The 22,007-nt window shown below is 60.0% G+C and carries 24 protein-coding genes; 6 read left to right on the top strand and 18 right to left on the bottom strand.

Going from position 1 to position 22,007, the window contains the following annotated elements:
• Positions 1-4 precede the first annotated feature (4 nt).
• Together IPJ76_00810 and IPJ76_00805 are read right to left on the bottom strand one after the other, a co-directional pair.
• Positions 5-406, bottom strand: a complete 402-nt coding sequence (locus IPJ76_00810) for a hypothetical protein (GenBank protein QQR86798.1) — start codon at positions 404-406, stop codon at positions 5-7.
• On the bottom strand, positions 403-2,283 hold the full coding sequence (locus IPJ76_00805) for a polysaccharide biosynthesis protein (GenBank protein QQR86797.1): 1,881 nt from the start codon (positions 2,281-2,283) through the stop codon (positions 403-405). The genes IPJ76_00810 and IPJ76_00805 overlap by 4 nt, the downstream gene beginning before the upstream one ends.
• 56 nt (positions 2,284-2,339) lie before the next feature.
• Between IPJ76_00805 and IPJ76_00800 the strand changes: the two genes are divergently transcribed.
• Complete coding sequence (locus IPJ76_00800; GenBank protein QQR86796.1) at positions 2,340-3,428, top strand: glycosyltransferase family 4 protein; 1,089 nt, start codon at positions 2,340-2,342, stop codon at positions 3,426-3,428.
• A gap of 24 nt (positions 3,429-3,452) precedes the next feature.
• Here IPJ76_00800 and IPJ76_00795 read toward each other — a convergent pair whose 3' ends face one another.
• The 3 genes from IPJ76_00795 to IPJ76_00785 form a co-directional block, all read right to left on the bottom strand.
• Positions 3,453-3,845, bottom strand: coding sequence for a DUF1987 domain-containing protein (locus IPJ76_00795; protein ID QQR86795.1), 393 nt, complete (start codon positions 3,843-3,845; stop codon positions 3,453-3,455).
• A gap of 141 nt (positions 3,846-3,986) precedes the next feature.
• Entirely contained in the window at positions 3,987-4,397 is a 411-nt protein-coding gene (locus IPJ76_00790) for a hypothetical protein (protein QQR86794.1), read from the bottom strand.
• 35 nt (positions 4,398-4,432) lie between these two features.
• Entirely contained in the window at positions 4,433-4,876 is a 444-nt protein-coding gene (locus IPJ76_00785) for a hypothetical protein (GenBank protein ID QQR86793.1), read from the bottom strand.
• Between the two features lie 204 nt (positions 4,877-5,080).
• Between IPJ76_00785 and IPJ76_00780 the strand changes: the two genes are divergently transcribed.
• Positions 5,081-6,253 carry a hypothetical protein gene (locus tag IPJ76_00780; protein QQR86792.1) on the top strand — a complete coding sequence of 391 codons (1,173 nt, stop codon included), beginning with the start codon at positions 5,081-5,083 and terminating at the stop codon, positions 6,251-6,253.
• On the opposite strand, the gene IPJ76_00775 is transcribed toward IPJ76_00780, so the two are convergent.
• The 11 genes from IPJ76_00775 to IPJ76_00725 all read right to left on the bottom strand — a co-directional run bounded on the left by IPJ76_00775 (position 6,254) and on the right by IPJ76_00725 (position 15,963).
• Positions 6,254-7,051 (bottom strand): DUF4846 domain-containing protein, encoded by a 798-nt coding sequence (locus tag IPJ76_00775; protein ID QQR86791.1) that lies wholly within the window; start codon positions 7,049-7,051, stop codon positions 6,254-6,256.
• Between the two features lie 93 nt (positions 7,052-7,144).
• Positions 7,145-8,590: a TonB-dependent receptor gene (locus tag IPJ76_00770; protein QQR86790.1), complete on the bottom strand. Its 1,446-nt coding sequence runs from the start codon at positions 8,588-8,590 to the stop codon at positions 7,145-7,147.
• A gap of 111 nt (positions 8,591-8,701) precedes the next feature.
• Positions 8,702-9,133: a (4Fe-4S)-binding protein gene (locus IPJ76_00765; protein QQR86789.1), complete on the bottom strand. Its 432-nt coding sequence runs from the start codon at positions 9,131-9,133 to the stop codon at positions 8,702-8,704.
• Positions 9,134-9,145: 12 nt separating this feature from the next.
• Complete coding sequence (pruA, locus tag IPJ76_00760) at positions 9,146-10,765, bottom strand: L-glutamate gamma-semialdehyde dehydrogenase (GenBank protein ID QQR86788.1); 1,620 nt, start codon at positions 10,763-10,765, stop codon at positions 9,146-9,148.
• A gap of 82 nt (positions 10,766-10,847) precedes the next feature.
• Positions 10,848-11,492 carry a carbonate dehydratase gene (gene can / locus IPJ76_00755; GenBank protein QQR86787.1) on the bottom strand — a complete coding sequence of 215 codons (645 nt, stop codon included), beginning with the start codon at positions 11,490-11,492 and terminating at the stop codon, positions 10,848-10,850.
• A 17-nt stretch (positions 11,493-11,509) separates the two neighbouring features.
• On the bottom strand, positions 11,510-12,142 hold the full coding sequence (locus IPJ76_00750; protein QQR86786.1) for a carbonic anhydrase: 633 nt from the start codon (positions 12,140-12,142) through the stop codon (positions 11,510-11,512).
• A gap of 46 nt (positions 12,143-12,188) precedes the next feature.
• Positions 12,189-13,787 (bottom strand): SulP family inorganic anion transporter, encoded by a 1,599-nt coding sequence (locus tag IPJ76_00745; GenBank protein QQR86785.1) that lies wholly within the window; start codon positions 13,785-13,787, stop codon positions 12,189-12,191.
• Positions 13,788-13,869: 82 nt separating this feature from the next.
• A complete protein-coding gene (locus IPJ76_00740) occupies positions 13,870-14,187 on the bottom strand; it encodes a hypothetical protein (protein QQR86784.1) in 318 nt (105 codons plus the stop codon).
• Between the two features lie 68 nt (positions 14,188-14,255).
• A complete protein-coding gene (apaG, locus tag IPJ76_00735; GenBank protein ID QQR86783.1) occupies positions 14,256-14,642 on the bottom strand; it encodes a Co2+/Mg2+ efflux protein ApaG in 387 nt (128 codons plus the stop codon).
• A 107-nt stretch (positions 14,643-14,749) separates the two neighbouring features.
• Positions 14,750-15,247, bottom strand: coding sequence for a 6,7-dimethyl-8-ribityllumazine synthase (locus tag IPJ76_00730; GenBank protein ID QQR86782.1), 498 nt, complete (start codon positions 15,245-15,247; stop codon positions 14,750-14,752).
• Between the two features lie 38 nt (positions 15,248-15,285).
• Complete coding sequence (locus IPJ76_00725) at positions 15,286-15,963, bottom strand: tetratricopeptide repeat protein (GenBank protein ID QQR86781.1); 678 nt, start codon at positions 15,961-15,963, stop codon at positions 15,286-15,288.
• A 171-nt stretch (positions 15,964-16,134) separates the two neighbouring features.
• On the opposite strand from IPJ76_00725, the gene IPJ76_00720 reads away from it, so the two are divergent.
• On the top strand, positions 16,135-17,541 hold the full coding sequence (locus IPJ76_00720) for a DUF1800 domain-containing protein (protein QQR86780.1): 1,407 nt from the start codon (positions 16,135-16,137) through the stop codon (positions 17,539-17,541).
• A gap of 3 nt (positions 17,542-17,544) precedes the next feature.
• Positions 17,545-18,738, top strand: a complete 1,194-nt coding sequence (locus IPJ76_00715) for a DUF1501 domain-containing protein (protein ID QQR86779.1) — start codon at positions 17,545-17,547, stop codon at positions 18,736-18,738.
• Here the strand turns inward: IPJ76_00715 and IPJ76_00710 are convergent.
• Both IPJ76_00710 and IPJ76_00705 read right to left on the bottom strand, forming a co-directional pair.
• Entirely contained in the window at positions 18,735-19,493 is a 759-nt protein-coding gene (locus IPJ76_00710; GenBank protein QQR86778.1) for a glycerophosphodiester phosphodiesterase, read from the bottom strand. The genes IPJ76_00715 and IPJ76_00710 overlap by 4 nt on opposite strands.
• Positions 19,490-21,121 (bottom strand): M23 family metallopeptidase, encoded by a 1,632-nt coding sequence (locus IPJ76_00705; GenBank protein ID QQR86777.1) that lies wholly within the window; start codon positions 21,119-21,121, stop codon positions 19,490-19,492. Before IPJ76_00705 ends, IPJ76_00710 begins: the two co-directional genes overlap by 4 nt.
• Positions 21,122-21,378: 257 nt before the next feature.
• Between IPJ76_00705 and IPJ76_00700 the strand changes: the two genes are divergently transcribed.
• Together IPJ76_00700 and IPJ76_00695 are read left to right on the top strand one after the other, a co-directional pair.
• Positions 21,379-21,666 (top strand): hypothetical protein, encoded by a 288-nt coding sequence (locus IPJ76_00700; GenBank protein ID QQR86776.1) that lies wholly within the window; start codon positions 21,379-21,381, stop codon positions 21,664-21,666.
• Positions 21,667-21,679: 13 nt separating this feature from the next.
• Positions 21,680-21,964, top strand: a complete 285-nt coding sequence (locus tag IPJ76_00695) for a cell division protein ZapA (GenBank protein ID QQR86775.1) — start codon at positions 21,680-21,682, stop codon at positions 21,962-21,964.
• Positions 21,965-22,007: the final 43 nt, after the last annotated feature.

Raw genomic sequence — 22,007 nt, 5'->3', positions numbered from 1 at the left:
GCCCTTACGAGATCGGGTTCAACATCACGCTGAAGACGGTGATGCTGTTCGGGTCACGGTCGTAGAAGAGCTTGTCCAGTGCTTCGAGGATGTTCTTCGCCCGGAAGTACGACGTGTTGAGGATGTTCTCGCCCCGGGCGCTCCATTGGATGGTGTAGCTGCTGGTGGCGTCCTTGTAGGTGCGCACGTAGTCCAGCATCGCCTCCAAGGCGTCTTGTTTGTCGCTGCCCTCGGTGGCGTGGAAGAGAAAGCTCTGGTTGTGGTTGGGGTTGAGGGTGATGAGGTGCAGCTTGGTGCGATGGCCCTTCTCGTCGTAATTGAACACGAGACTGTCGGGCCCAAGGCCGATGTAGCCACCGATCTCTTTCTGCAGGCGTGCGGTCTCCAGGTTCTTGTCCTTGGTCATGTCTGTGATGGGTGTCGGTCGAACAGCGCGTGCGGCGAGTGTTCGCTCTTGTATTCGGGTACCAGTTGTTTCATCAGGCGCACGCAGGCTTCGCCGTCGTTCCGTTCGGCCGCACCGGCAAGGGCATCGAGCAGTCCCTGCGCGGTGCCGGGGTCCGTGGCGCGCGTTCGGCCGATGAGGATGCGCGGATGATGGGTGGGCTGCGTGTTCTCGTCGGTGGCGAGCAGTTCCTCGAAGCGCTTTTCGCCTGGGCGCAGACCGGTGTACACCACTTCGATGTCCCTTCCGGGTTCCTTGCCGCTCAGTCTGATCATCTTGTCGGCAAGGTCGGCTATGCGCACCGGCTGCCCCATGTCGAAGACGTAGATCTCGCCGCCCTTTCCCATGGTGGCGGCTTCCAGCACCAGCCTGCACGCCTCGGGGATCGTCATGAAGAACCGCGTCACCTCAGGGTCGGTTACCGTAACCGGTCCTCCTTGGGCGATCTGCTTGCGGAACAGCGGGATCACGCTGCCGTTGCTGCCCAGCACGTTGCCGAACCGGGTGGTGATGAACACGGTGCCCGGGTTCCGTTGGGCAATGCCCTGCACGGCGATCTCCGCGGTCCGTTTGCTGGCGCCCATCACGCTGGTCGGGTTCACGGCCTTGTCGGAGCTGATCAGCACGAAGGTGCCCACACCCGCGCGGCCGCACAGTTCGGCCATGATGGTGGTGCCCATTACGTTGGTCCGCGCGGCTTGGTCGGGCTGTTCCTCCATGAGCGGCACATGTTTGTAGGCCGCCGCGTGGAATACGACGTCGGGCTCAGCAGCTGCCAGCAGCGCTTCCATGGCACGTGCATCCCGCACATCGCCGATCACCGGTGAGAAGCCCTTCGCACTCCGGCCGACCAGTTCCATTTGAACGTCGTAGAGGGCGCTCTCAGCCGTGTCCACCAGCGTGGTGTGAGTGGCGCCCAGAGCAATGACCTGCCTGGCGATCTCGCTCCCGATGCTCCCAGCGGCACCGGTCACCAAGACCCGCTTCCCGGCGAAGTGTTCGCGCACCACAGCATCGTCCAGATTGATCGGAGCACGTCCCAGGAGATCTTCGATGCGCACTTCGCGGATCTGTCCGCTGCTGAGCTGACCGCCGATCCAATCCGTGACCGGTGGTACGCTGAGCACATGCGTCTTGGCGGCCATGGCGGCATCCACCACTTTGCGTCGGTTCTCCGCGTCCGGCTTTTGAACGGTGATGATCACCTGGTCGATATCGCCATCGGCCAGAAGTGAAGGAAGTTTGGAGGTGTGCTCGATGGCCACTCCTTCCAGCCGTTGTCCTGATCTGCGGATGTCGTCATCAACAAAAGCCTCCACGACGTGCTTGCGTGCACCATCACGCTCCAAGGCGCGCTTGGTGATGAGCCCGGCAGCACCGGCCCCGTAGAGCACCACCCGCACCTCGTCCTTGCCGCTGCCTTTGGCACGGAGGTAAAGCAGTTTCCAGGCTATGCGCGCCGTAATGAGCAACATGGCCGTGCCCATGAAGTCAATGATGAGGACGGAAGTGGGAAGGAAATACACCCCGTCGAGCAGGAAGTAGCGCGCCACGCCCATGGCGCCCATCACCAGGGAGCCTATCAGCACCGTGAGGAAAATGCGCTTCGCGTCCTCGGTGCTGGTGTGCTTCACCAATCCCATGTGGATCCGGGCACCCCAAAGCGATGTGATGCGGACCAACATGAAAACCGGCAGCACCGGCCACAATAGGTCGTACTCGCGCGCTGGTACGTTGAAGTTGAACCGGAGTTGGTAGGCGCCCAGCAGCGCTGCCGCGCACATCACCAGGTCGATGACCAGGATGGCCCAACGGGGGATATAGCGCTTGCCGACCATGGCGCGCGAAGGTATCGGCCTGCCCGGCCGCACGGGCGTGGGCATATTTGCGGCGCATGCCCCGCATCCTGTTCGTCGCCGCGCACCGGCCCGGTCGCTCGCCCAGCCAGCGTTACCGCATGGAGCAGTTCGTTCCTTACTGGAACGCCCATGGCTGGCAGCATGAGCATGCCTGGCTCATCGAAGCAGAGGACGACACCTGGTTCTACAAGCGCGGCCACTTGCTCAAGAAGGCTTTGTTCTTCCTGCGCAGTTGGCGCAAGCGGGTCGGCCAGGCCAAGCGCTTCAAGGAGTTCGATATCGTTTTCGTGCAGCGGGAGGCCTTCATGACCGGAAGCACCCGGTTCGAGCGTGCCATCAAGAGGAGCGGGGCGAGGTTCATTTTTGATTTCGATGACGCGATCTGGCGCATGGACGTGAGCGACGGCAACCGCTACCTGCGCTGGTTGAAGAAGCCTTCCAAGACCGCCGAGCTGATCGCCATGGCCGACCATGTCATAGCGGGGAACGCTTACCTGGCGGACTATGCGCGAAACCTCAACAGCGCTGTCTCACTGATCCCAACGGTGATCGACACGGAACTCTACCGGCCCCGCCCCAAGGAGGCCGGTGGACCGGTGGTGATCGGTTGGACGGGTAGTACCACCAGCGTCGCCCATCTGAGGCAAGCCCTGCCGGCTTTGCGCGAGGTGCAGAAGAAGTACGGCGAGCGGGTGCGCTTCCGCATCATCAGCGATGGCATCTTCCGGGACGATGGTCTCCGAGTGGAGAACATCCGATGGACCAGCGCCAGCGAAGTGGACGATCTGCAACCCATCGATATCGGCCTCATGCCCCTGCCGCACACCGAATGGAGCAAGGGCAAGTGCGGGTTCAAGGGATTGCAGTACATGGCCTTGGGCAAGGCCGTTGTACTGGACGAAATCGGTGTGAACGGCACCATCGTACAGGACGGTTTCAACGGATTGCTGGCTTTCCATCACGACGATTGGGTGCGCCAGATATCGAGACTGGTCGATGACGCTGAACTCAGGCACCGATTGGGCGCCGAAGCCAGACACACCGTGGAAGACCGGTACAGCGTGCTGGCCTGGCGAGACCGGTACTTGGAGATCTTTGGAAAAGTGCTCGCCGCCCCTCGTTAGCTGCGCGTCCAGTTATGTCCCGCGTCAGAACAGCTCTTCCACCTCCACCAGGTTGAAGTCCATGCGGAAACAGCTCTGGTAGTCCTTGCCGGTCTCTTCCATACCGTCATCACCGGCCTCGAAGTGCCAGTTCACGTTCACCTGTAAGCCGCGTTCACTGGCTCCGTTGAGCCGCTCCAGGATGTTGTAGATGTGTTTGCTCGAACTGGTGTCGAGATAGTCCATCTTCATGTTGACCACGGTGCTCGGCTGAGGGGCGCGCAGGTAATCGTCCAGCCAGTGGTGCACACGCGTGTAGAACGCCTCGCTGTTCGCAGGCAAGCTGCGGCCTATGAACTCAAGCACCCCGTGCTTCAGGTCGATGTCCACTTGAGGACTGGTCTCGGTGCGCTCAATGTGCAAGGTGCTGCTGGACATGGCTCTTGGTGGTTGAGCCACGAAGGTGCCGTGCCGGGCGAGCGGCAGAGCGACCGGGCCGCACGGTGTATGAACGATCGTGGGTTGAACGACGAAGGCCCTTGACACGTCAAGGGCCTTCAATAGTCGGATGGAACGGAACTAGCGCTCCCGGTATTCTGTGATGATCTCCTGGTCGCTCGGCAAGATGATCTCGGTGTCGTTCAACCGGCGCACCCAATAGAGGTACTTCCCGGTGCCATGACAGGCGAAGGCTTCCATGCTCTTGCCGGGTTCCAAGGCCTTCACCGGGAAGGTGCGCCAGGTGCCGCCTTTTTCCTGCACGGCAACCTTCACCTCCACCATGTCGCCGCAGGTGTTCTTCAGTTCAAGTTGGTACGTGCCCTCGAAGCTCCGCTTCCAGCCATCCTTGTAGTCCTCGCACTTTTCGCACGGCTTGCCCCATTCGGCCTTCACCTTGGTGATGCATTGGCTGTAGTTCTGATCCTGGGCCATGCCCAGCGCAGAGGGGAGCAAGGTGGCGGGGAGGAGAATATTGCGTAGGGCGATCATGATATCGATGTGACGTCTGCGCGCTTCATACGTGGTCATCGCGGCATGGTTGCACCCGTTTCGTTGGCCAGTCGGGCCAGTTCAGCGCGAAGGAGCTCTTTGAGCGCCTCAACAGCGCGGGCGCCTGTCTCTGGGGGCATCAACAATGTGCTGCGCCCGGTGTGCTTGATCGTGTTGTGCTTGAACACTTCCTTGTCTATGCACTGGGGTTCTTCAGCCTTGCAGGTGAGCACCAAGGCCTGCTCTTCGCTGTTGTAGCTCACCCCGTCGGGCGACAAGTAGTCCACGTAGGCGATGTCTTGGCGTACGAGCTCGCCGTTGGCGAAGACATCAATGATCAGGCGGTCGCTGCGGTCCAGGCGCACTTTGGCGTTGCCTTCCAGGATGGCGTTGAGGTCCTTGAGCTTGGCGTCAACCTCCTGTGCTTGTCCAACGGTTGCCAGAAGGAGGCTCGTCGAAAGGAAAATGGCTTTCGTCATGGTGCTGTGAACTGGCGCTATCCCTGCTACGTACCCAGCTCAAAACAAGTTCAACATGTTACGCAACAACCCCGTCGCAAAGCGCACCCTCATCATGGCATCCGGCTTTTTCCTGGCCTGCATCGTGGCCGTGGTGTTCTAGCAACCCGCAAATAGCATCCTGCGTAGAAATGCCGCCCCCGCGTGGCGGGCATCGAAGCCATCATGACCTTCAACGTACTTCCTTTGAAGCGGACCTTGTTCCTGTGTGCCGCGCTTTTTTGCGGCGCGCAGTGGCTCTCAGCCCAGACCTTCACGATCAACGGCCGCTTGAAGATCGAGGGCGGCAGCGTTGAAGGGGCCAAGGTGGTGGTGATGAAGGATGGCCAGAAGGAGCGGACCGTGAGCAGTGGTCTAAGCCGGTTTTCCTTGGAATTGGAGCTCGGGCACAGCTATGTGCTCAGCTTCGAGAAGGACGGCTTCGTGACGAAGAAGCTGGCGTTCGATACGCACGTTCCAGCCTCGAGCGCCGAGAACGGTTTCCAGCCGTTCGAGTATGCTGTGTCCCTTTTTAAGCAGTACGATGACATGAACACGGTCGTCTTCAACCAACCGGTGGGCATGATCCACTACGATGCTTCGGTGGACGACTTCGACTACGACACCGACTACACCAAGAGCATCCAGAGCCAATTGGAGCAGATCCAGCAGCAAGTGGCGCAAAAGCAGCTTGAAGAAGCAGCGCAGAACGAGGCCAACGCCAAAGCGGCTGCTGAAGCTGAGAAGAACAAGGCCAAGGCTGAAGCCGAAGCGGCAAAGCGGGCAGCGGCGGATGCCAAGGAAAAGGCCCGGTTGGAGAAAGAGCAAGCAGAGGCCGCCAAGAAAGCCGAGGCCGACAAAGCCAGGGCCGATGCACTGGCCGCCAAACAGGCCGATGAAAAGGCCAAAGCTGACGCTGCGGCGGCAGCGAAAGCAGCTGCCGATGCGGAGGCGGCACGGCGAAAGTCGGAGGCTGCGGCCAAAGCCGAACCGCCGAAGAAGCCCGAACCCTTGGCCAAAGTGGAAGAGAAGCCCAAGCCGCAGCCACCTCCGGCCCCGAAACGCGCCGGTGTGGGTGCTGCCGCCGTGGCAGGGGAAGACACGCGCCGCGCCACTACGGTTACAACTGCCAGCGAGGATCCGCCGCCGCCCGCTGCAGAGCCCGTTGCGCAGGTCAGCCGCAAAGAGGAATTGATCGTTGAACCCAATCAGGTCATCACCGTCATCCACTTGTGGACGGACGCGCAGAAAGCCGAGTACAAGAAGATCGTGCACAAGTACGGCGCCGTCTTCTACTTCAAGAACGGCCAGGCTTGCACCCAGCAGACCTATCAAAGCGAGGCGCTCGCTACCAACTGATCACGGCCACCGCTTCCTGTCGCCCCATTCGAAGGTCCACTCCGGGGTGTACAGCTTGTCGTCACCATCAAAAATGAACCAGGCACCGAGCTCAGGGTGCTTTTGGTTCAGCAATACGTGGATCACTTGCGCGGGCATGTAGCTCTGGGCCAGTAAGAAGGCCTTCCGGCCGCTCCCATCTTCCACTTCGTCCACCACGATCACAGCGTGGCCCGGGCTTCCACCTTGAATGAACACATCACCGATCTCCGGTCCGGAGGTGGGCGGGTTCACGAGCTCGCGGTCCAGCGATAGCGTTCCGGCATAGGTGAAGACCATCGTCAAGAACTTGAGCAACTGCTCGTGCGATGCATCGGCTTCGCCCCCGTAAGTCCAGGAGCATTTGTTCCCGTTCACCTTGATGCGTTCGCCAGCACGCCAACGTTTCCATTCAGCGCGGAAACCACTGGTGAAGTTGAACGCGATATCGTCCTGCTTTCCAGAGGCGAAGAGGTACTCGGCGCGCAGTCGCATTGTCGCATCAGCGCACTGTTGCAAGTCCTTCGTACCGACGCTCATGTCCACCACTGCGGCATGTGCACGCTGGTTCCACTTCAGATCGCCGTTGTACAGGAGCACGGCCGTGCCTGGTGGTTTCAATGGTAGCTGGCGCAGGTAAGAGCCGAACGTGGTGGCCTCGTAGCTGGTCCTTTGGAAACCGGTCGGCTCAGGAAAGCGGATGGCAATGGTCGCGCCCGTATCCGCTGCGGGTCCGGCCGCATCCACAACAGGCGGGCTGCCACTTGAGGGTCCGGCCATGGGTGGTGCGCAGGTTACCAGCAATGCTGCCGCGCAGATGATCGTCAACACATGCATGCCCCTTGAATGCCGCATGGCCGCGCGGGTAACGGATCAGGCTTTGGCGCCTTCCTTGACGGGCCTGTACCCGAACAACTTGTTGTCCTTGATCATGTTGTCCACGTACGGAGGCACCATGTTCTCCCAGCCGGGTGCGGCATCGCGTATCATGTTCAGCACCGCTTTGCTGAAGATGTGGAGCACGTTCGGGTCGAACGTTTCGATGTCCACCATCCGTTTGTTGCTCAGTAGGTAATCGTACAGTGGTTTCAAGCGCGGGTGCACGGGCATGTTCTCCGTGGTCATGATCTCGTCCTCCTGCCGTGCGCGGCTCGGATAGACGTAGATCTTCAGGTCGCGGGTGAAGAGAATGCCGAACGCTTCGAGCATACCGCCGTTCAGGTGGCGGTAGTACTTCTCGTCGAACACTTCGATGAGGTTGTTGACGCCCATGATGAGGCCCATGCGGCTCTTCGTGTAGCGGCTGAAGTACTCCACCAGCTTGTAGTACTCCTGGTAGTTGCTGATGAGCACCGTTTGGCCCAGCGAGCAAAGGATATCGGCACGGTCGATGAAGTCCTTTTCATCGATGTCGCCGGTATCGGCCTTCAGGTTGCTGAGGGTGATCTCGAAGAGCACTTGCAGGTTGGCACGGTCCACACGCTGTTCCTTGATGAACATGTTGTAGCCGTTCATGATCATGTCGATGTTCACCTTGGTCACCGGTCGGAAGCTTCCGCGGATGGCCAGGATGTTCTTGCGGTACAGTGCTTCGCTGGCTTGAAGGTTCTGCCCATCGGGACCGAAGATCACGGCATCGGTGTAGCCACGCTTCACCAACTGCAGGCTCAACAAACGGTTGTCAACCTGTGCGAAGTCGGGCCCGTTCATCTGCACCATGTCGATCTCAACCACATGGCGGCTCACGTTGTCATACAACGCGTCCATGATGCCGTCCGGATCGTTGTGCTGGAAAAGGCAACCATAGAGCAGGTTCGTGCCCAGAACGCCGACGCTCTCTTGCTGAAGGCTGATGTCCGCGTCGTGCAAGCGCACGTGGATGATCATTTCGCTGGTGGGGCGATCGGCAGCCGTCTGGAAGCGCACACCCAACCAGCCGTGGCCGCTGTGCGGGCGCTCGTAGGTGCTGGTGGCGACCGTATTGGCGTAGGTGAAGAACTTCTTGGTGGGGTGGTCGTTCCGGCTTAGTCGTTCAACCATCAACCCGTATTCATGACCGAGCATGTTGCGCAAGCGGCTCTCGCACACGAAACGGTTGTTGGGCTCCTTGCCGTAGATGGCGTTGCTGAAGTCCTTGTCGTAGGCGCTCATCGCCTTGGCGATGGTCTGGCTGGCCCCGCCTGCACGGAAGAAGTGGCGCACCGTTTCCTGTCCCGCACCGATCTCGGCGAAGGTGCCGTACAGGTCGCGGTCCTGATTGATCCTACGGGCCTTCTGGCCGGGGCTCAGCGGTACGCGGAGCTGGTCCTGGGGTGCCATTCGCTGCAATTCTCTGGTAGGCGCGCAAGTTAGGCCCTGCCTTCGCCGAGTGACCTGAGCGGCCTCATGAACGGCAGCTCGTGCACGGTGAACGGTTGGACCCGGGGTCGGTCATCCTTCGAACCCGATCTTCCGGTGACTTCCGTCGCAGAAGGGCTTGTTGGCAGAGGCGCCGCAGCGGCACAGCGCGATCATGTTCTCCTTCGTTTCCGTGCGCCCGTCGCTGTGGGTGATCTCGCAGTCCGCCTTCACGAGCACAGGGCCGTTCTTGGTCACTTCAACAACGGTGCGGCCAGTTTTTCCGGGTGCCGCTTCCGGTAAGGTTGCCTCCGCGTTCCGCCGGATGCTCAACGCGCCACTGGGACATTGGGCTACCTGGGCTACGATGGCATCCGTGCTGGCACCGTCCGGATGGATCCAGGGTTTTTGGCCGGGTTTGAACACACCTGGCAAGCCCTGCCAGCACTTGCGGCTATGGATGCACAGATCGGCCTTCCACACAATGGTGACCTCGCCGTTGGTGTATGTGTGTTCCTTGCTCATACCGAACGGTCCTTAGCCCAAAAACGGATACCTGTGGTCCGTGGGCGGCACGAAGGTCTCCTTGATGGTGCGTGGGCTTACCCAGCGGATGAGGTTGAGATAGCTGCCCGCCTTGTCATTGGTGCCACTGCCGCGAGCCCCGCCGAAAGGCTGCTGGCCCACCACGGCGCCCGTGGGTTTGTCGTTGATGTAGAAGTTGCCCGCCGCGTGCCGGAGCACCTGCTGGGCTTCGATGATGCTCGCGCGATCGTTGCTGATCACTGCACCCGTCAGCGCGTATTCGCCCGTGCTGTCGACCAGTTTCAGCGTCTCGCTCCACTTGCCTTCGGGGTACACGTACACCGTGAGCACCGGCCCGAAGATCTCTTCGCACATGGTCTTGCTCTTCGGGTCCTTTGTTTCAGCCACGGTAGGTTCAATGAAGTAGCCGACCTTCTTATCGTACTTGCCGCCGGCGATGATCTTCACGTTCTTCTTGTCCTGCTTCAACCCATCGATGTACCCGCTGATCTTGTCGAAGGCGCGCTCATCGATCACGGCGCCGATGAAGTTCTGGAAGTCGCGCGGGTCGCCCATCTTCATGTCGGCCAGATCGGCGAGGAGTTCCTTCTTCACATCGGGCCATAGGTTGGCGGGTATGTACGCGCGGCTGGCAGCGCTGCACTTCTGTCCCTGGAACTCGAAGGCTCCACGGCTCAGGGCGGTGGCCACCACTTTGGCATCGGCGCTGGGATGTGCGACCACGAAATCCTTGCCGCCGGTTTCACCCACGATGCGCGGATAGCTGCGGTAGAGCGGCAGGTTGTTGCCGATGGTCTGCCAGATATGGCGGAACACCTTCGTGCTGCCGGTGAAGTGTATGCCAGCAAAATCCTTGTGCTTGAATACGATGTCGCCCGTGGTGGGTCCGTCAGCATGAACGAGGTTGATGACACCGGCGGGCAATCCGGCCGCCATGAAGATCTCCATGATCACCTGCGCGCTGTATGCCTGTGTGTCGGCGCACTTCCACACCACGGTGTTGCCCATGAGGGCACAGCTGCTCGGTAGGTTACCGGCGATCGCGGTGAAGTTGAACGGCGTTAGCGCGAACACGAAGCCTTCGAGCGCGCGGTATTCCAAGCGGTTCCAAACGCCGGGGGAGGAGATGGGCTGGTCCCGGTGGATCTGCTGCGCGTAGGCCACGTTGAAGCGCAGGAAATCGGCGAACTCACAGGCCGCATCGATCTCGGCCTGGAAGCAGTTCTTCCCTTGTCCGAGCATGGTGGCGGCATTGATCTGCGCACGGTAAGGGCCGCTGATGAGGTCGGCTGCTTTCAGCATGATGGCACCACGCTCCTCGAACGGCATGTTCTCCCAATCGCGTTTGGCCTTCAGCGCTGCGTCGATGGCAGCACGCACGTGCTTGGCCTCGCCGAAGTGCGCATTGCCAAGGTTGTGGGCATGCATTTGTGGCGGGCTCATTTTCCGCACATCCTTGGTCTCGATCGCGTGGCCCGCTATCCACATGGGCGCATCAATGCGTGCGCGCAGGCGGCGGTCCATTTCCGCTTGCAAGGCGGTGCGCTCCGGGGTGTTGGGGGCGTACGAGAGGACGGGTTCGTTCTTCGGAGGAGGGACGTTGAAGCTCATGTTCAGGTCAGTCTGATCTTTCAAGCGCACATGAGCACAGGCTCACATGGACACATGACGTGCGCCGACGAAATTACCCGGCTCAGGCCATCTCCACACCGCCGTCTTCTTCCTCGAACCGGGTGCGTGTCACCCCGAGGTCTTTTATCAGACCGTCGCTCAGACCGTAGACCCAGCCGTGCACCTGCACTTTGCGTCCATTCGACCACGCGTCGCGGATCACGCTCGTCCGGCTCAGATCGTAGACCTGTTCGGCCACATTGAGTTCCACCAGCCTGTCGAAACGCCGTTCCTCATCATGGATGGCCATAAGCTCGCCATGGTGGAATCGCATCACGTCGCGGATCTCACGCACCCAGTTGCTGGCAGGGCCGCCGAATTCGGGCCCCATCGCCGCCTTCACACCGCCGCATCCGTAGTGCCCGCAAACGATGACGTGGTCGATCTTGAGGACGTTCACCCCGTAGTCCAGCACGCTCATGAGGTTGAGGTCGGTGTGAACCACCATGTTGGCGATGTTGCGGTGGATGAACATATCGCCGGGCACGGTGCCGGTGATCTCGTTCGGCGGCACTCGACTGTCACTACAACCGATCCACAGGAAGAACGGGTGCTGGTGCTTGCTCAGCTCCGTGAAGAGCTCAGGGTTCTCCTTGCGCATCCGTTCGCTCCATTGCCGGTTGTTGGCCAGAAGCGTGCTGTGAAGGGCTTGGTCATCGCGTTGCATGGCGCGAAGATGGTCGCTCATGCGTGAAGTGGCTGAACAGTTTCCACTTGGCCCGTGCTTACATCGTACAGGGCACCGGCAATGATGATCTCGCCCTTGTCCATCATTTCTTTTATGATGGGGCTGCGCTCCGGGATCTGCTGCACGGCCAACTGAACGTTCCGCAACGCTACATCCTCAACAAACGTCTCGTTGCTGCTGTTGCGTGCACCGTTCGTGGTCGTGTCATCGACCGCTGGGCGCAACTTGTTCAGCAGTGCAGTGAGGTTGCCCATGCGCACATCGTCGCACGCTCCCTTGATGGCGCCGCACTTCGTGTGCCCCAGCACAAGGATCAACTTGGAGCCCGCCACTTTGCAGGCGAACTCCATGCTGCCGAGGATGTCCTCGTTGACGCAGTTGCCTGCGATGCGGATGCTGAAGATGTCGCCCAGGCCCTGGTCGAAGATGAGCTCGGCGCTGGTGCGGCTATCGATGCAGCTCAAAACGGCCGCGAACGGGAATTGCCCCGTGCTGGTTTCGTTCACCTGCTTGAGCAGATCGCGGTTCGCCTTGAGGTTGTTGACGAAGCGTTTGTTGCCTTCCATGAGGATCTCCAGCGCCTTCTGTGGCGTCAGGTGGTCCTGGGTCTCTTTGGTCTGTGTTCTCATTGTCCAATTAGGGTTCGTGCCCGGCGCGTCGCGCTGGGACAGCTGTTCAGTTCTTTTTTCCAGTGAGTGAACGTTGAGCGGTGAGAAGCACCTCTTGGAGCAGGGTCTTCGTGTGCTTCGAACGCTTCTTGCCGAAGCCGTTGCACTCCAGGGTAATGCCCCGTGCGCTCGCTTCGGTAGTGAAATCCTTGATGATCTCCTCCACGTCCGGGTCGAGGTCCACGGTGCGGCTGGCATCAATGACGACGCTGGCGCCATCGGGCAATTCGCTCAGGGTGCGCTTGATCCCGGCCTTGTTGAGGAAGGTCACATCCTCGCTCAGCTGGATACGGATAGGCTCCCCGGTCTTGTGCTTGTCGCGGTCGAAGTGGAAAGGAACCCGGTAGTTCTTCCAGAGGATGTGGATGAACGCGAGCGACAGACCGAGCGCAACGCCCCGCAACAGGTCGTTCGTTACGGCCATGAAAGCCACAGTGACGACGAACGGAACGAATTGCGCCGGCCCCTGGCCCCACATGGCTTTGAACAGGGAAGGTTTGGCCAGTTTGTAACCTACGAGCAAGAGCACGGCGGCAAGGCTGGCCAGTGGCACCATGCGCAGCAACCCGGCGATCGAAACCACGCAGATGAGCAACCATAAGCCGTGCAGAATGGCCGAGAGCTTCGTTCTTCCACCGCTCTGGATATTGGCCGAGCTTCTCACGATCACTTGTGTGAGCGGCAAACCGCCGAGCAGACCACTGACCATGTTGCCTGTGCCCTGCGCGAACAGTTCGCGGTTTGCCGGTGTGATGCGCTTTTGTGGGTCCATTTTGTCCGTGGCTTCCACGCACAGCAACGTTTCGATGCTTGCCACCACGGCAATGGTGAAAGCGATACGCCAGAATGCCCCACTGTCCCATGCGGCGAACGACGGGAACGCGAACGAGGAGAGATCGGAGAGGTCCGGCAGGGGAACGTAGTGATCAGCGCCGATAGCGAGCGAGGGGTACCCGCTGAAGGCCGCAGCGAGAATGATACCGGCGAAAACCGCCAACAACGGTCCGGGCACATAGCGCAACCAATTGTTCCGCTGGATGAAGGGGCGCTCCCACAACAGCATGAGGCCCAAGCACACCAGCGTAATGATGACCGCACCCATCGTTGGGTCCTGCACGGCCGACCAAAGTTCTTGGAAGGTGTTCAGCTTGTCCGGCTGGTCGAAACTCTCGTCGCCCATGGGGTCCTTGTCATCGCCCAAGGCATGTGGGATCTGTTTCAGGATGATGATGATACCGATGCCTGCCAGCATCCCTTTAATGACGGAACTGGGGAAGTAGTAGGCGATGATGCCGGCACGCAATGCCCCGAGCAGGATCTGGAACATCCCGGAAACGACCACAGCACCCAGGAACAACTCGAAGCTCCCAAGTTCCTCGATCCCCATGGACACGATGGCGGTAAGGCCTGCCGCTGGACCACTGACCCCCAATGGAGACCCACTTGCGAAACCGACAACGATGCCTCCCAATATCCCCGCTATGATGCCGGCCATGGGCGGTGCGCCCGAGGCAACAGCAATGCCGAGGCAAAGAGGCAGGGCAACGAGGAAAACGACGATGGATGACGGCACATCGCTGCGCCAGGAACTGAACAGTTTCTTCATGGAAAAAGGATGATGGTGGTAAGCAGGGCCAGCTGAGCGAGCGCAGGGCTGGTCAGAACGGCTATCGCCGGTCGAGGGCTTACTACGATCTGGGCGGCTGGTGCGGCACCTCCAGTACGGGGTGGTCCAGCATGCGGTCCTGGTACTGGTGCAATTGCAGCAGCACCGACCGGGATGTGGTGTCCGAGGAACGCGCAATGCGCAGTTCGCACGCATGCTTCAGGATCTCCTCTTCGAGCACAGGGGGTACCTCATTGCCGCGTTCCTCGAACAGTGCAATGGTGGTGTTCGCGGTCGAAAGCAGTGGGAGCAAAGCCAGGTTCAAGGCCAGCAGCACGGCCATCGAACGCATGAAAGGCGTCCAACGGTTCCTGATGCTATGCTTGAACAGGCGCTTCATTGAGGGCGCCAAAACTACCCCGTGCCATCGTTCGGAACACAGGTAGGATCAGAGATCTTAACAGCGGCTCAGTTCGCGAGCCAGGAATACAAGAGGTCGAAGGAGGGAATGTTCACTTCGAACTCCGAGAGGTCCTCTTCATCCCGCATCGTGTAACAACCTTCCATTCTGCCGAGGGTGCTGTGCAGGTCGCAAAAGCTGCTGTAGGTGAACTCCTGGCCCGGCAACAGCACAGGTGTTTCGCCCACAACGCCGGGCCCCTTCACCTCGCGCGGAGCGGCCATGCTGTCCACGATGTGCCACTTGCGCCGCAGCAAGCGCACGGTGCGATGGCCTTGGTTGGCAATGGTGACGCGGTAGGCGTAGAAGTAGCGCCCCTCCGACGGATTGCTGTGGCGTGGGTCGTACTTCGCCTGAACTGAAACTGCAATACTGTTGGTCACCAGAATGGCCATGCGCAGAGGATTTTGGTGAGGCGATCCGTGCAAGTGTAACCGGAGGGGCTGCCAGCTGCACCGTCAAAGGTCATGGATGTTTTCAACCGCGCCATCCACCGTCCCGGTCAACGGCTCGTCTCGCGCATGCGTTTGCGCAGGTCCACCATCTTGATGCAGGCGATCGCGGCATCCACCCCCTTATTGCCCATAGCACCGCCACTGCGCGCCTCTGCCTGCTGCACCGTGTCGTCGGTGAGAACACCGAATATCACCGGGCGGCCATTGCGCAGTCCGCAACTGGCCACGGCATTGGCACATGCTTGCGATACGAACTCGAAGTGCGGGGTTTCACCGCGGATGATACTGCCCAGGCAAATGACACCGTCAATGCGGAGCGTGTCCAAAAGGAACTGTGCCGCAAGCGCCAGTTCAAAACTGCCCGGAGCACGCTCAATGGTGATGTTCTCCTGGCGCACGCCGCACTCGAGAAGGGTAGTGCGCGCGCCTTCGAGCAGCTTGCTGGTAATACTGCTGTTCCATTCGCTCACAACAATGCCGACACGCATGTGCTGCGCATCAGGCACTGAGGAACGATCGTAGTGACTGAGGTTGTTCGTGGCCATTGTGGGGGCTCGCAATGTAGCCCCACCTCATAACTCGGTCAACCCGCCAACGCTTCGGCCTCGGCGGCGTATTTGCGTGCCTGGTTCACATCGGGGCTATTGGGGAAATCGGTCACCACACGACGGAAAGCCTTGGCAGCGGCTTTCCAATTGCCGTTCTGCTTGTGCACGATACCTGCTTTCATCAAATAAAGCGGGGTGGTGAAGTCGCTGGTGGTCATACCTGCCGCCTTCTCGAACTGGGCCGCGGCATTCTCCATATCGTTCAACTCCACGTAACAATCGCCCATGTTGCCCACGGCCATTACGCGGATCACGTCGTCGTCCACGTCGGCCTGTTCGTAATGGTCAATGGCGGCCTGCCATTCTTCCCTCTTCATATAAATGGTACCCAGGTACGCATGGGCCAGCTTGCCAGTGGGGGTGCTGCCGTATTCATCCGCCACCGCTTCGAACCCCATCCACTGGCCATCGCCGTTCAGCGCGAGGTCCAAGCTGTCGATCTCGAAGTAGTACTGGGCCTTCCAAATGTCCTCCAAGGCTTGGGCCGTCTTGGGCTTCACCACGAACTGCTGGTACCCGATGACAACCAGCACGATCGCCACGAGCACACCAGCCCCGATCATCAGTGGCTTCTTGTTCTTATCGACGAACAGTTCGGTCTTGGTGTACACCTCGCTCACATCGAGGTCTTTCTGCTGCGTGGTCTCGGCCATGGTGGTCGGTTCTTCAGTGTCCGCGGGTGGATAGTACCCGGCAAAGCGGCCGCGAATGTAGAAGCCGGACCGGGATGGGAGCGGCCTTCGGTAAACCCTTCATCGTGCGGCCGGTCTTTCCGTGCGACAGGTCGCCATGAGCGCGGCCCCATCTTTGGTCGGCGCAGGAACATGGACAAGGATCAACGGGAACTCGTAAACCACCTGTACGGTAGGGCAGGTTTTGGGCTTCGCCCGGTGCAATTGGAGGCCTTGATGGGTGTCCCCTATGCCGAGTGCGTGGACCGTTTGTTCCCACGGGACAAGGCCCAGCCATTGGTGACGGAGGTGCCAACTGCCACCCTGAAGCAGTACCGCGCCATGACGGAGAAGGAGCAGCGCGCCTTCCGCCGGGCGCAGCGCCAGGGCATGGCCCGGCTCAACGAGGCATGGTGCAAGCGTTTGGCAGGCACCCATGATGTGTTCCGCGAGAAGATGACCCTGTTCTGGCATGGCCACTTCGCATGCCGCAGCAAGTGGGGCAGGAGCGCACAACTGCTCAACAACGCGATCCGAGAGCATGCCTTGGGGCGCTTCGGTGATCTGCTGATGGCCGTGAGCAAGAGCGCGGCCATGCTCGAGTTCCTGGACAACCAGCAGAACCGCAAAGGGGCACCCAATGAGAATTTCGCCCGAGAGGTGATGGAACTCTTCACGCTGGGCCGTGGGCACTACACCGAACAGGACATCAAGGAGGCGGCCCGGGCCTTTACCGGTTGGTCGTTCGAGTTGGTGACCGGCGAATTCAAGCTGAACGCGGATCAGCACGATGACGGGCCGAAGACCTTCCGCGGCCGCACCGGTAACTGGGGAGGCGAAGACATCCTGGGGTTCCTGCTGGAGGACGAACGCACGGCCACGTTCATCTGCGGGAAGATCTACAAATGGTTCGTTTCACCGAAGGAGGATGCGGCTTTCGTTGCGGAGATGGCCCGGCGTTTCCGGGGCAGCGGTTTGGACATCGGTCACCTCATGCGTTTCGTTTTCCTCAGTGAGCATTTCCAGCAGGCGCGCCAACGTGGCGCAAGGGTGAAGAACCCGGTGGAGCTGTTGGCCGGATTGGAGCATTTGTTCGGGCTGGGCTATGGTTCCGTGGATCATCGCATCACGCTGCAACGCGCATTGGGGCAGGTCCTGTTCCATCCGCCGAGTGTAGCGGGTTGGGCCGAAGGGGTGGCATGGATCGATAGCAACAGTACGCTCCTCCGGTTGCGCCTGCCGAGCATCTTGGTGAACAACGGTGAACTGGACTGGGAGCCCAACGGCAACGACCCCGAGGGCCTTGACCAAATGATGATGGATGCTCAAGGTGACCAACCCGGCCGCGATGCGAAGGGCCGGTTGCTGCAGGTGACCAACAACCGGGATGCGTTGCTGGCGGAACTGCCGCGCAATGTCAGCAACGAGGAGTTGTGCGCCTTGCTATTGTGCGTGCCGCCTTCGCACACCCTGCTGGGCATCATCTCAATCCCGTCGAATGCGGATCTGCTCCAACGAGTGCTCCAAGTGGTTTCCAGTCCAGAATACCAACTCTGCTGACCGATGGCTTACTGCAATTCCCGCCGCCAATTCCTGAAGCAGACCGGGCTGGTGAGCACCGCTTGGTTGCTACCTTCTTTTCTGAAGGCCATGGCGCCTCTGGGCAGCACGGCCCACCGCAAATTGGTGGTGGTCCAACTGAGCGGCGGCAACGACGGCCTAAATACAGTGGTGCCTTGGCGCAACGACGGTTACCACGCCAACCGGCAACGCTTGGCCCTGGCCCAAGACCGTTTGCACGCGATCACCGATGAGTTCGCCCTCAATCCTGGCGCTCTTGGTTTGAAGCGCCTGCACGATGAAGGTCTGCTCTGCGTGGTTCACGGCGTTGGCTATCCCGGACCGGATCGCAGCCACTTCCGCTCGTTGGACATCTGGCATAGCGCAAGTGCGAGCAGTGAGCACTGGAGCACAGGATGGCTCGGGCGCTACCTTGATCTGCGCGGAACGGCGCCGCATGACGTTATCGAAGTGGGTTCAACCCTATCGCTTGCCGGTAGGGGCGAGCGTATTAAAGCGCTCACCCTCACGGATGCACAGCGGCTTTACCGCAGCACCCGCGAGCCCTACTTCGCCGCATTGTCGCAGGGCGAAGGACACGAACATGCGACCGTGTCCTACCTGTACCAGACCATGGCCGAGACCTACCAAAGCGCGGCCTATGTGAAGGAGCAGTTGAAGCCAGCGCCTGCTCCGGGTGCTTTCTTGAAGGACGATCTCGGTAAGCAGTTGAGGACAGTAGCGCACTTCATCAACAGCGGCTTGGAAACCACCGCATACTACGTCACCACCGGCGGGTACGACACGCATACCAACCAACTGCAACGCCACGAGCGCTTGCTCCGCAGCTTGGGCGACAACCTGCATGCCTTTGTGCAGCAATTGAAAGCAGGAGGGCAATTGGAGAACACGTTGGTGATGGTCTTCAGCGAGTTCGGCAGGCGCGTGAAGCAGAACGCAAGCAACGGAACGGACCACGGGACGGCGGGTCCGGTCTTCCTCATCGGTGGTGGTCTGAAGAAGCCGGGCATCTTCAATCCGTTGCCATCGCTCACTGATCTGGACGCCAACGGCGATATGAAGTTCAGTGTTGATTTCCGCAGCGTTTATGCGGCCGTGTTGCAGGAGTGGCTGACCGCTGATGCCTTGGCGTTGGTGCCAGGAGCCCGACCATTGGAAGGTCTGATCTCCGGCTAGGGACGGTCGACCTCCAGAATATCGGCACCCAAGTGCACGGCGTCCGAAGCCTTGTCGATACCGAACACGGCTATGCGCAACCCCTGCGCCTGTGCTTGGGCAACCTCTTCCGCGGAAATCAGGTCGGCCGATATCGTGATGCCGTCATAGTTGCGCGCGGTGGCTGTTGCAAGTCCATCGTCGAAGTCCTTCGCGTAGTAGAACGTGCTGAACGGACCATCACCCGGGAAGCGGTCAAGGAACTCAGCCACCTGGCATTCGATGATCACGCTTTTTGGCACATCGAGTTTGGCAACGTGGTCGAACAGCGATCCCGCGAAATCATCCAAGTACCCGGACCAGTCCTTTCCTGCCGAGAAGAGCTTGCAGTCGAGGATGACGGTGGCCGTGCTGTCCATGTTGTTGGTTACGGTCTCCAACGCCATCAGCGAGAAAGGCCCGTCCGCCATACGATAGGTGCACCGCTCCAAGGTGGGGATCCAATGCTGACCGTTCACAAGACCATTGCAACTGGTGAGCGTTTCCAGCCGCTCGTCGTGGTAGCAGACCAGGATGCCATCAGCCGAAAGCTGCACATCGAGTTCCACGCCGTTCGCGCCTGCCTTCATTGCCGCATCCACGGCATCCCTGGTGTTCATCGGGTAGGGCGCCCCTGGTCCGCTTCCACCATGGCCTACCACGATGGTGCCTTGCGGGGCCCGTCGTGGCGCGCTACTGCACGCGACCAGCACCAATACCCAAGGCCAAGCCTTCATCGCGTGAAGGTGTAACTGAAGCTGCGCAGGTTGCCACGCTCGTCCTGCACGTCCACCTTCAGTGTTTGGCGGCCCGTTTTGTTCGTGTACTTGTCGAACTGATGGCTCAGGCTTTTTGCCTTGGGGTCGAACTCCAGCAGGATCCACTCGCCGTTGAGCGTGCCGTGCCACTTCTCCAAACCGCTGAGGTTGTCGCTGACACGAAGGGCGAACCCTGCACGTCCTACCATGCTGCTCCGCAACCCGATGGGTGTAATGGTGGGCGGCACCGTATCGATGGCAACGTAATAATCACCGAAGGACTTCACCGTGGTACGCACCCAGCCTTTCTCCCATGTGCCGCCGTGCGCGCTGCTTTTGCCTTTCGGCCCGCTGCGCATGATCAGCGCCTTGGCCGTTAACGATGCAGGCACACTATCGGCCTTCAAACTGATCGTCGCGCTCACGTGCAGGGGCGTTGTGTAAGAGTGCACGGCATGCAGCGGACTGAACGCGCGTTGGGGTTTTGGCTTGGCCGCATGGAGGAAGAGGATGTCCTCGTAGAGTGCGTCCGGTGGCAGGATCACACGGATACCCGGGCCATCGAACCTGCTTTCCATTCCAGCTTTCATCAGCGTGCCCGAACCGTCCTTGGGCAGCCAGGCGACCGCCTTTTCGGCTTCTACACCACGCACTGTGAAGGACAACTGCGAGGTGTTACCGTTGGCGTCAGTGGCCAGAATTCGGACAGGATGGAAGGCGCCCGGCTCCACGGTCAGTCGTCCTTGTTCAGGCTCCTTTCCGTAGATGTTCAGCTTATTGGTGGGCAGTTTGAAGAGCCGCTGGTACTGCAGGTCGTTCTCCTTGAACAATTCGTAGTCCGTGTGCGCGTTGCAGAAACGGTTCGATCCGAAGTCGATGTGGTCCAGAAGCACGGTGATGTAGGGCTTTTCGCCCACGAAGAGCTCGAGTTTGCGCGGGCCGCAATCGTTCGGGGTGCCATTGTACTTGTCCACCACGTTCAGCGCGAATGCGATCGTCCCGAAGGCGTCCACGGTGTCCTGCTTCAAACGGTAACCGCCGCTGCCTTTCACTAACGGGAACCCTTTGGCACCTGCCGGGTAGGGCATGGCTGCAGAATTCCCGTCCAACGGGTAAACACGCAAGCCGCGCAGTTCTGGCGCCAAGTTGTCCACCAGGTCGATGCCATTTGCCTCGGGGTCCAACGCGTGCTGGGCGCCATTGCGCACCTCGAAGTGGAGATGCGGGCCACTGCTGCCACCCGAGTTGCCGCTGTACGCGATCACGTCGCCCTGCTTCACCGGTAGTTTGCCCGCGTCGGGGTAGTTGTCGATGGAGAAGTCGTGGGCTGCGTACTGCGCCTCCAGCACATGGTCCGCAATGGCACCGGCATAGCGTTGAAGATGACCATAGACCGTGGTGGTCCCATCAGGGTGTTGTAGGTAGATGGCCTTACCGTAACCCCAGGGGCTCACCTTGATGCGTGCCACATAGCCATCCTTCACCGCCCTCACAGGCAGCCCCTCCACTCCGTTCGTCTTAATGTCCAACCCACTATGGAAGTGGTCGCTCCGCAGTTCCATGAAGTTGCCCGAGAGCAACATGGGAATGTCGAGAGGTGGGACCATCTTTTGGATGGATTGCGAGGTGCCAACACTTGAGATGAAAATACTGAATGCCAGTAAATTGTTCCTTACTGACAGTGTCCTTTGGGAGATGAACTTCACGGATGCCAAGCTACCTGGCGAGTTGGGACCAGTGCGGCAAGCATGAAAGGTCCGGTCAACAGACCATGGTGGAAAGTCGGCACCGACAATTGCCTGAGCCACCGGGGCATGGATGGTTATGTTTGCCCTCGGACCATGTCATTCAATTGATCCGGACGATGAACGAAGCCCTTGAGCGCCTGCAACATGCTACCACCCGTGTGGCCACCTTGGTGAAGGAGTTCGAAGCTGTGCGGAAGCGCCAGGCTGATACCGATGAGGAGTTGGGTACACAGCGGCGCACCAACGAGGTGCTCAGCAAGCGCGTTCAGGAACTGGAGCAGGAGAACGAGGTCCTCCGAACGGAGCAGGCACGCTTCAAGAGCCTGCAACCGCAAGCGAAGGAAAGGATCGATGAACTGGTGAGCGAGATCGATCGCTGCCTCGCCATGATCGGCGATAAGTAGCTGAACCTCCGGGATGGAAGAATTCTCCATACGCATAGAGATCGCCGGGCGGGCCTATCCGCTCAGCATCCATCGCGATGAAGAGACGAACATCCGCCAGGCCGTCAAGGACATCAACGAGAGCATTGCCAGGCTGCAAAGGGAACACCCTATGACCGACAAGCAGGACCTGCTGGCAATGGCAGCATTGGAAGTGACCACCCGCGCGCTGAACAGCGTGGGCGATCGCGCGAAGGCACCGCTAATGGCCGAATTGGCCCGCTTGGAAGGTGTACTGGCCAACGCCTCGCCGTCCTGATCCCTCGCTGCACCGCAGGAGGCCCTACTTGGTCCGCTTAACA

The organism is Flavobacteriales bacterium (genome assembly GCA_016699575.1).
Lineage (GTDB): Bacteria > Bacteroidota > Bacteroidia > Flavobacteriales_F > PHOS-HE28 > PHOS-HE28.
The sequence above is the reverse complement of the archived record's forward strand: the minus strand, read 5'-3'. Positions and strand labels throughout refer to the sequence as shown.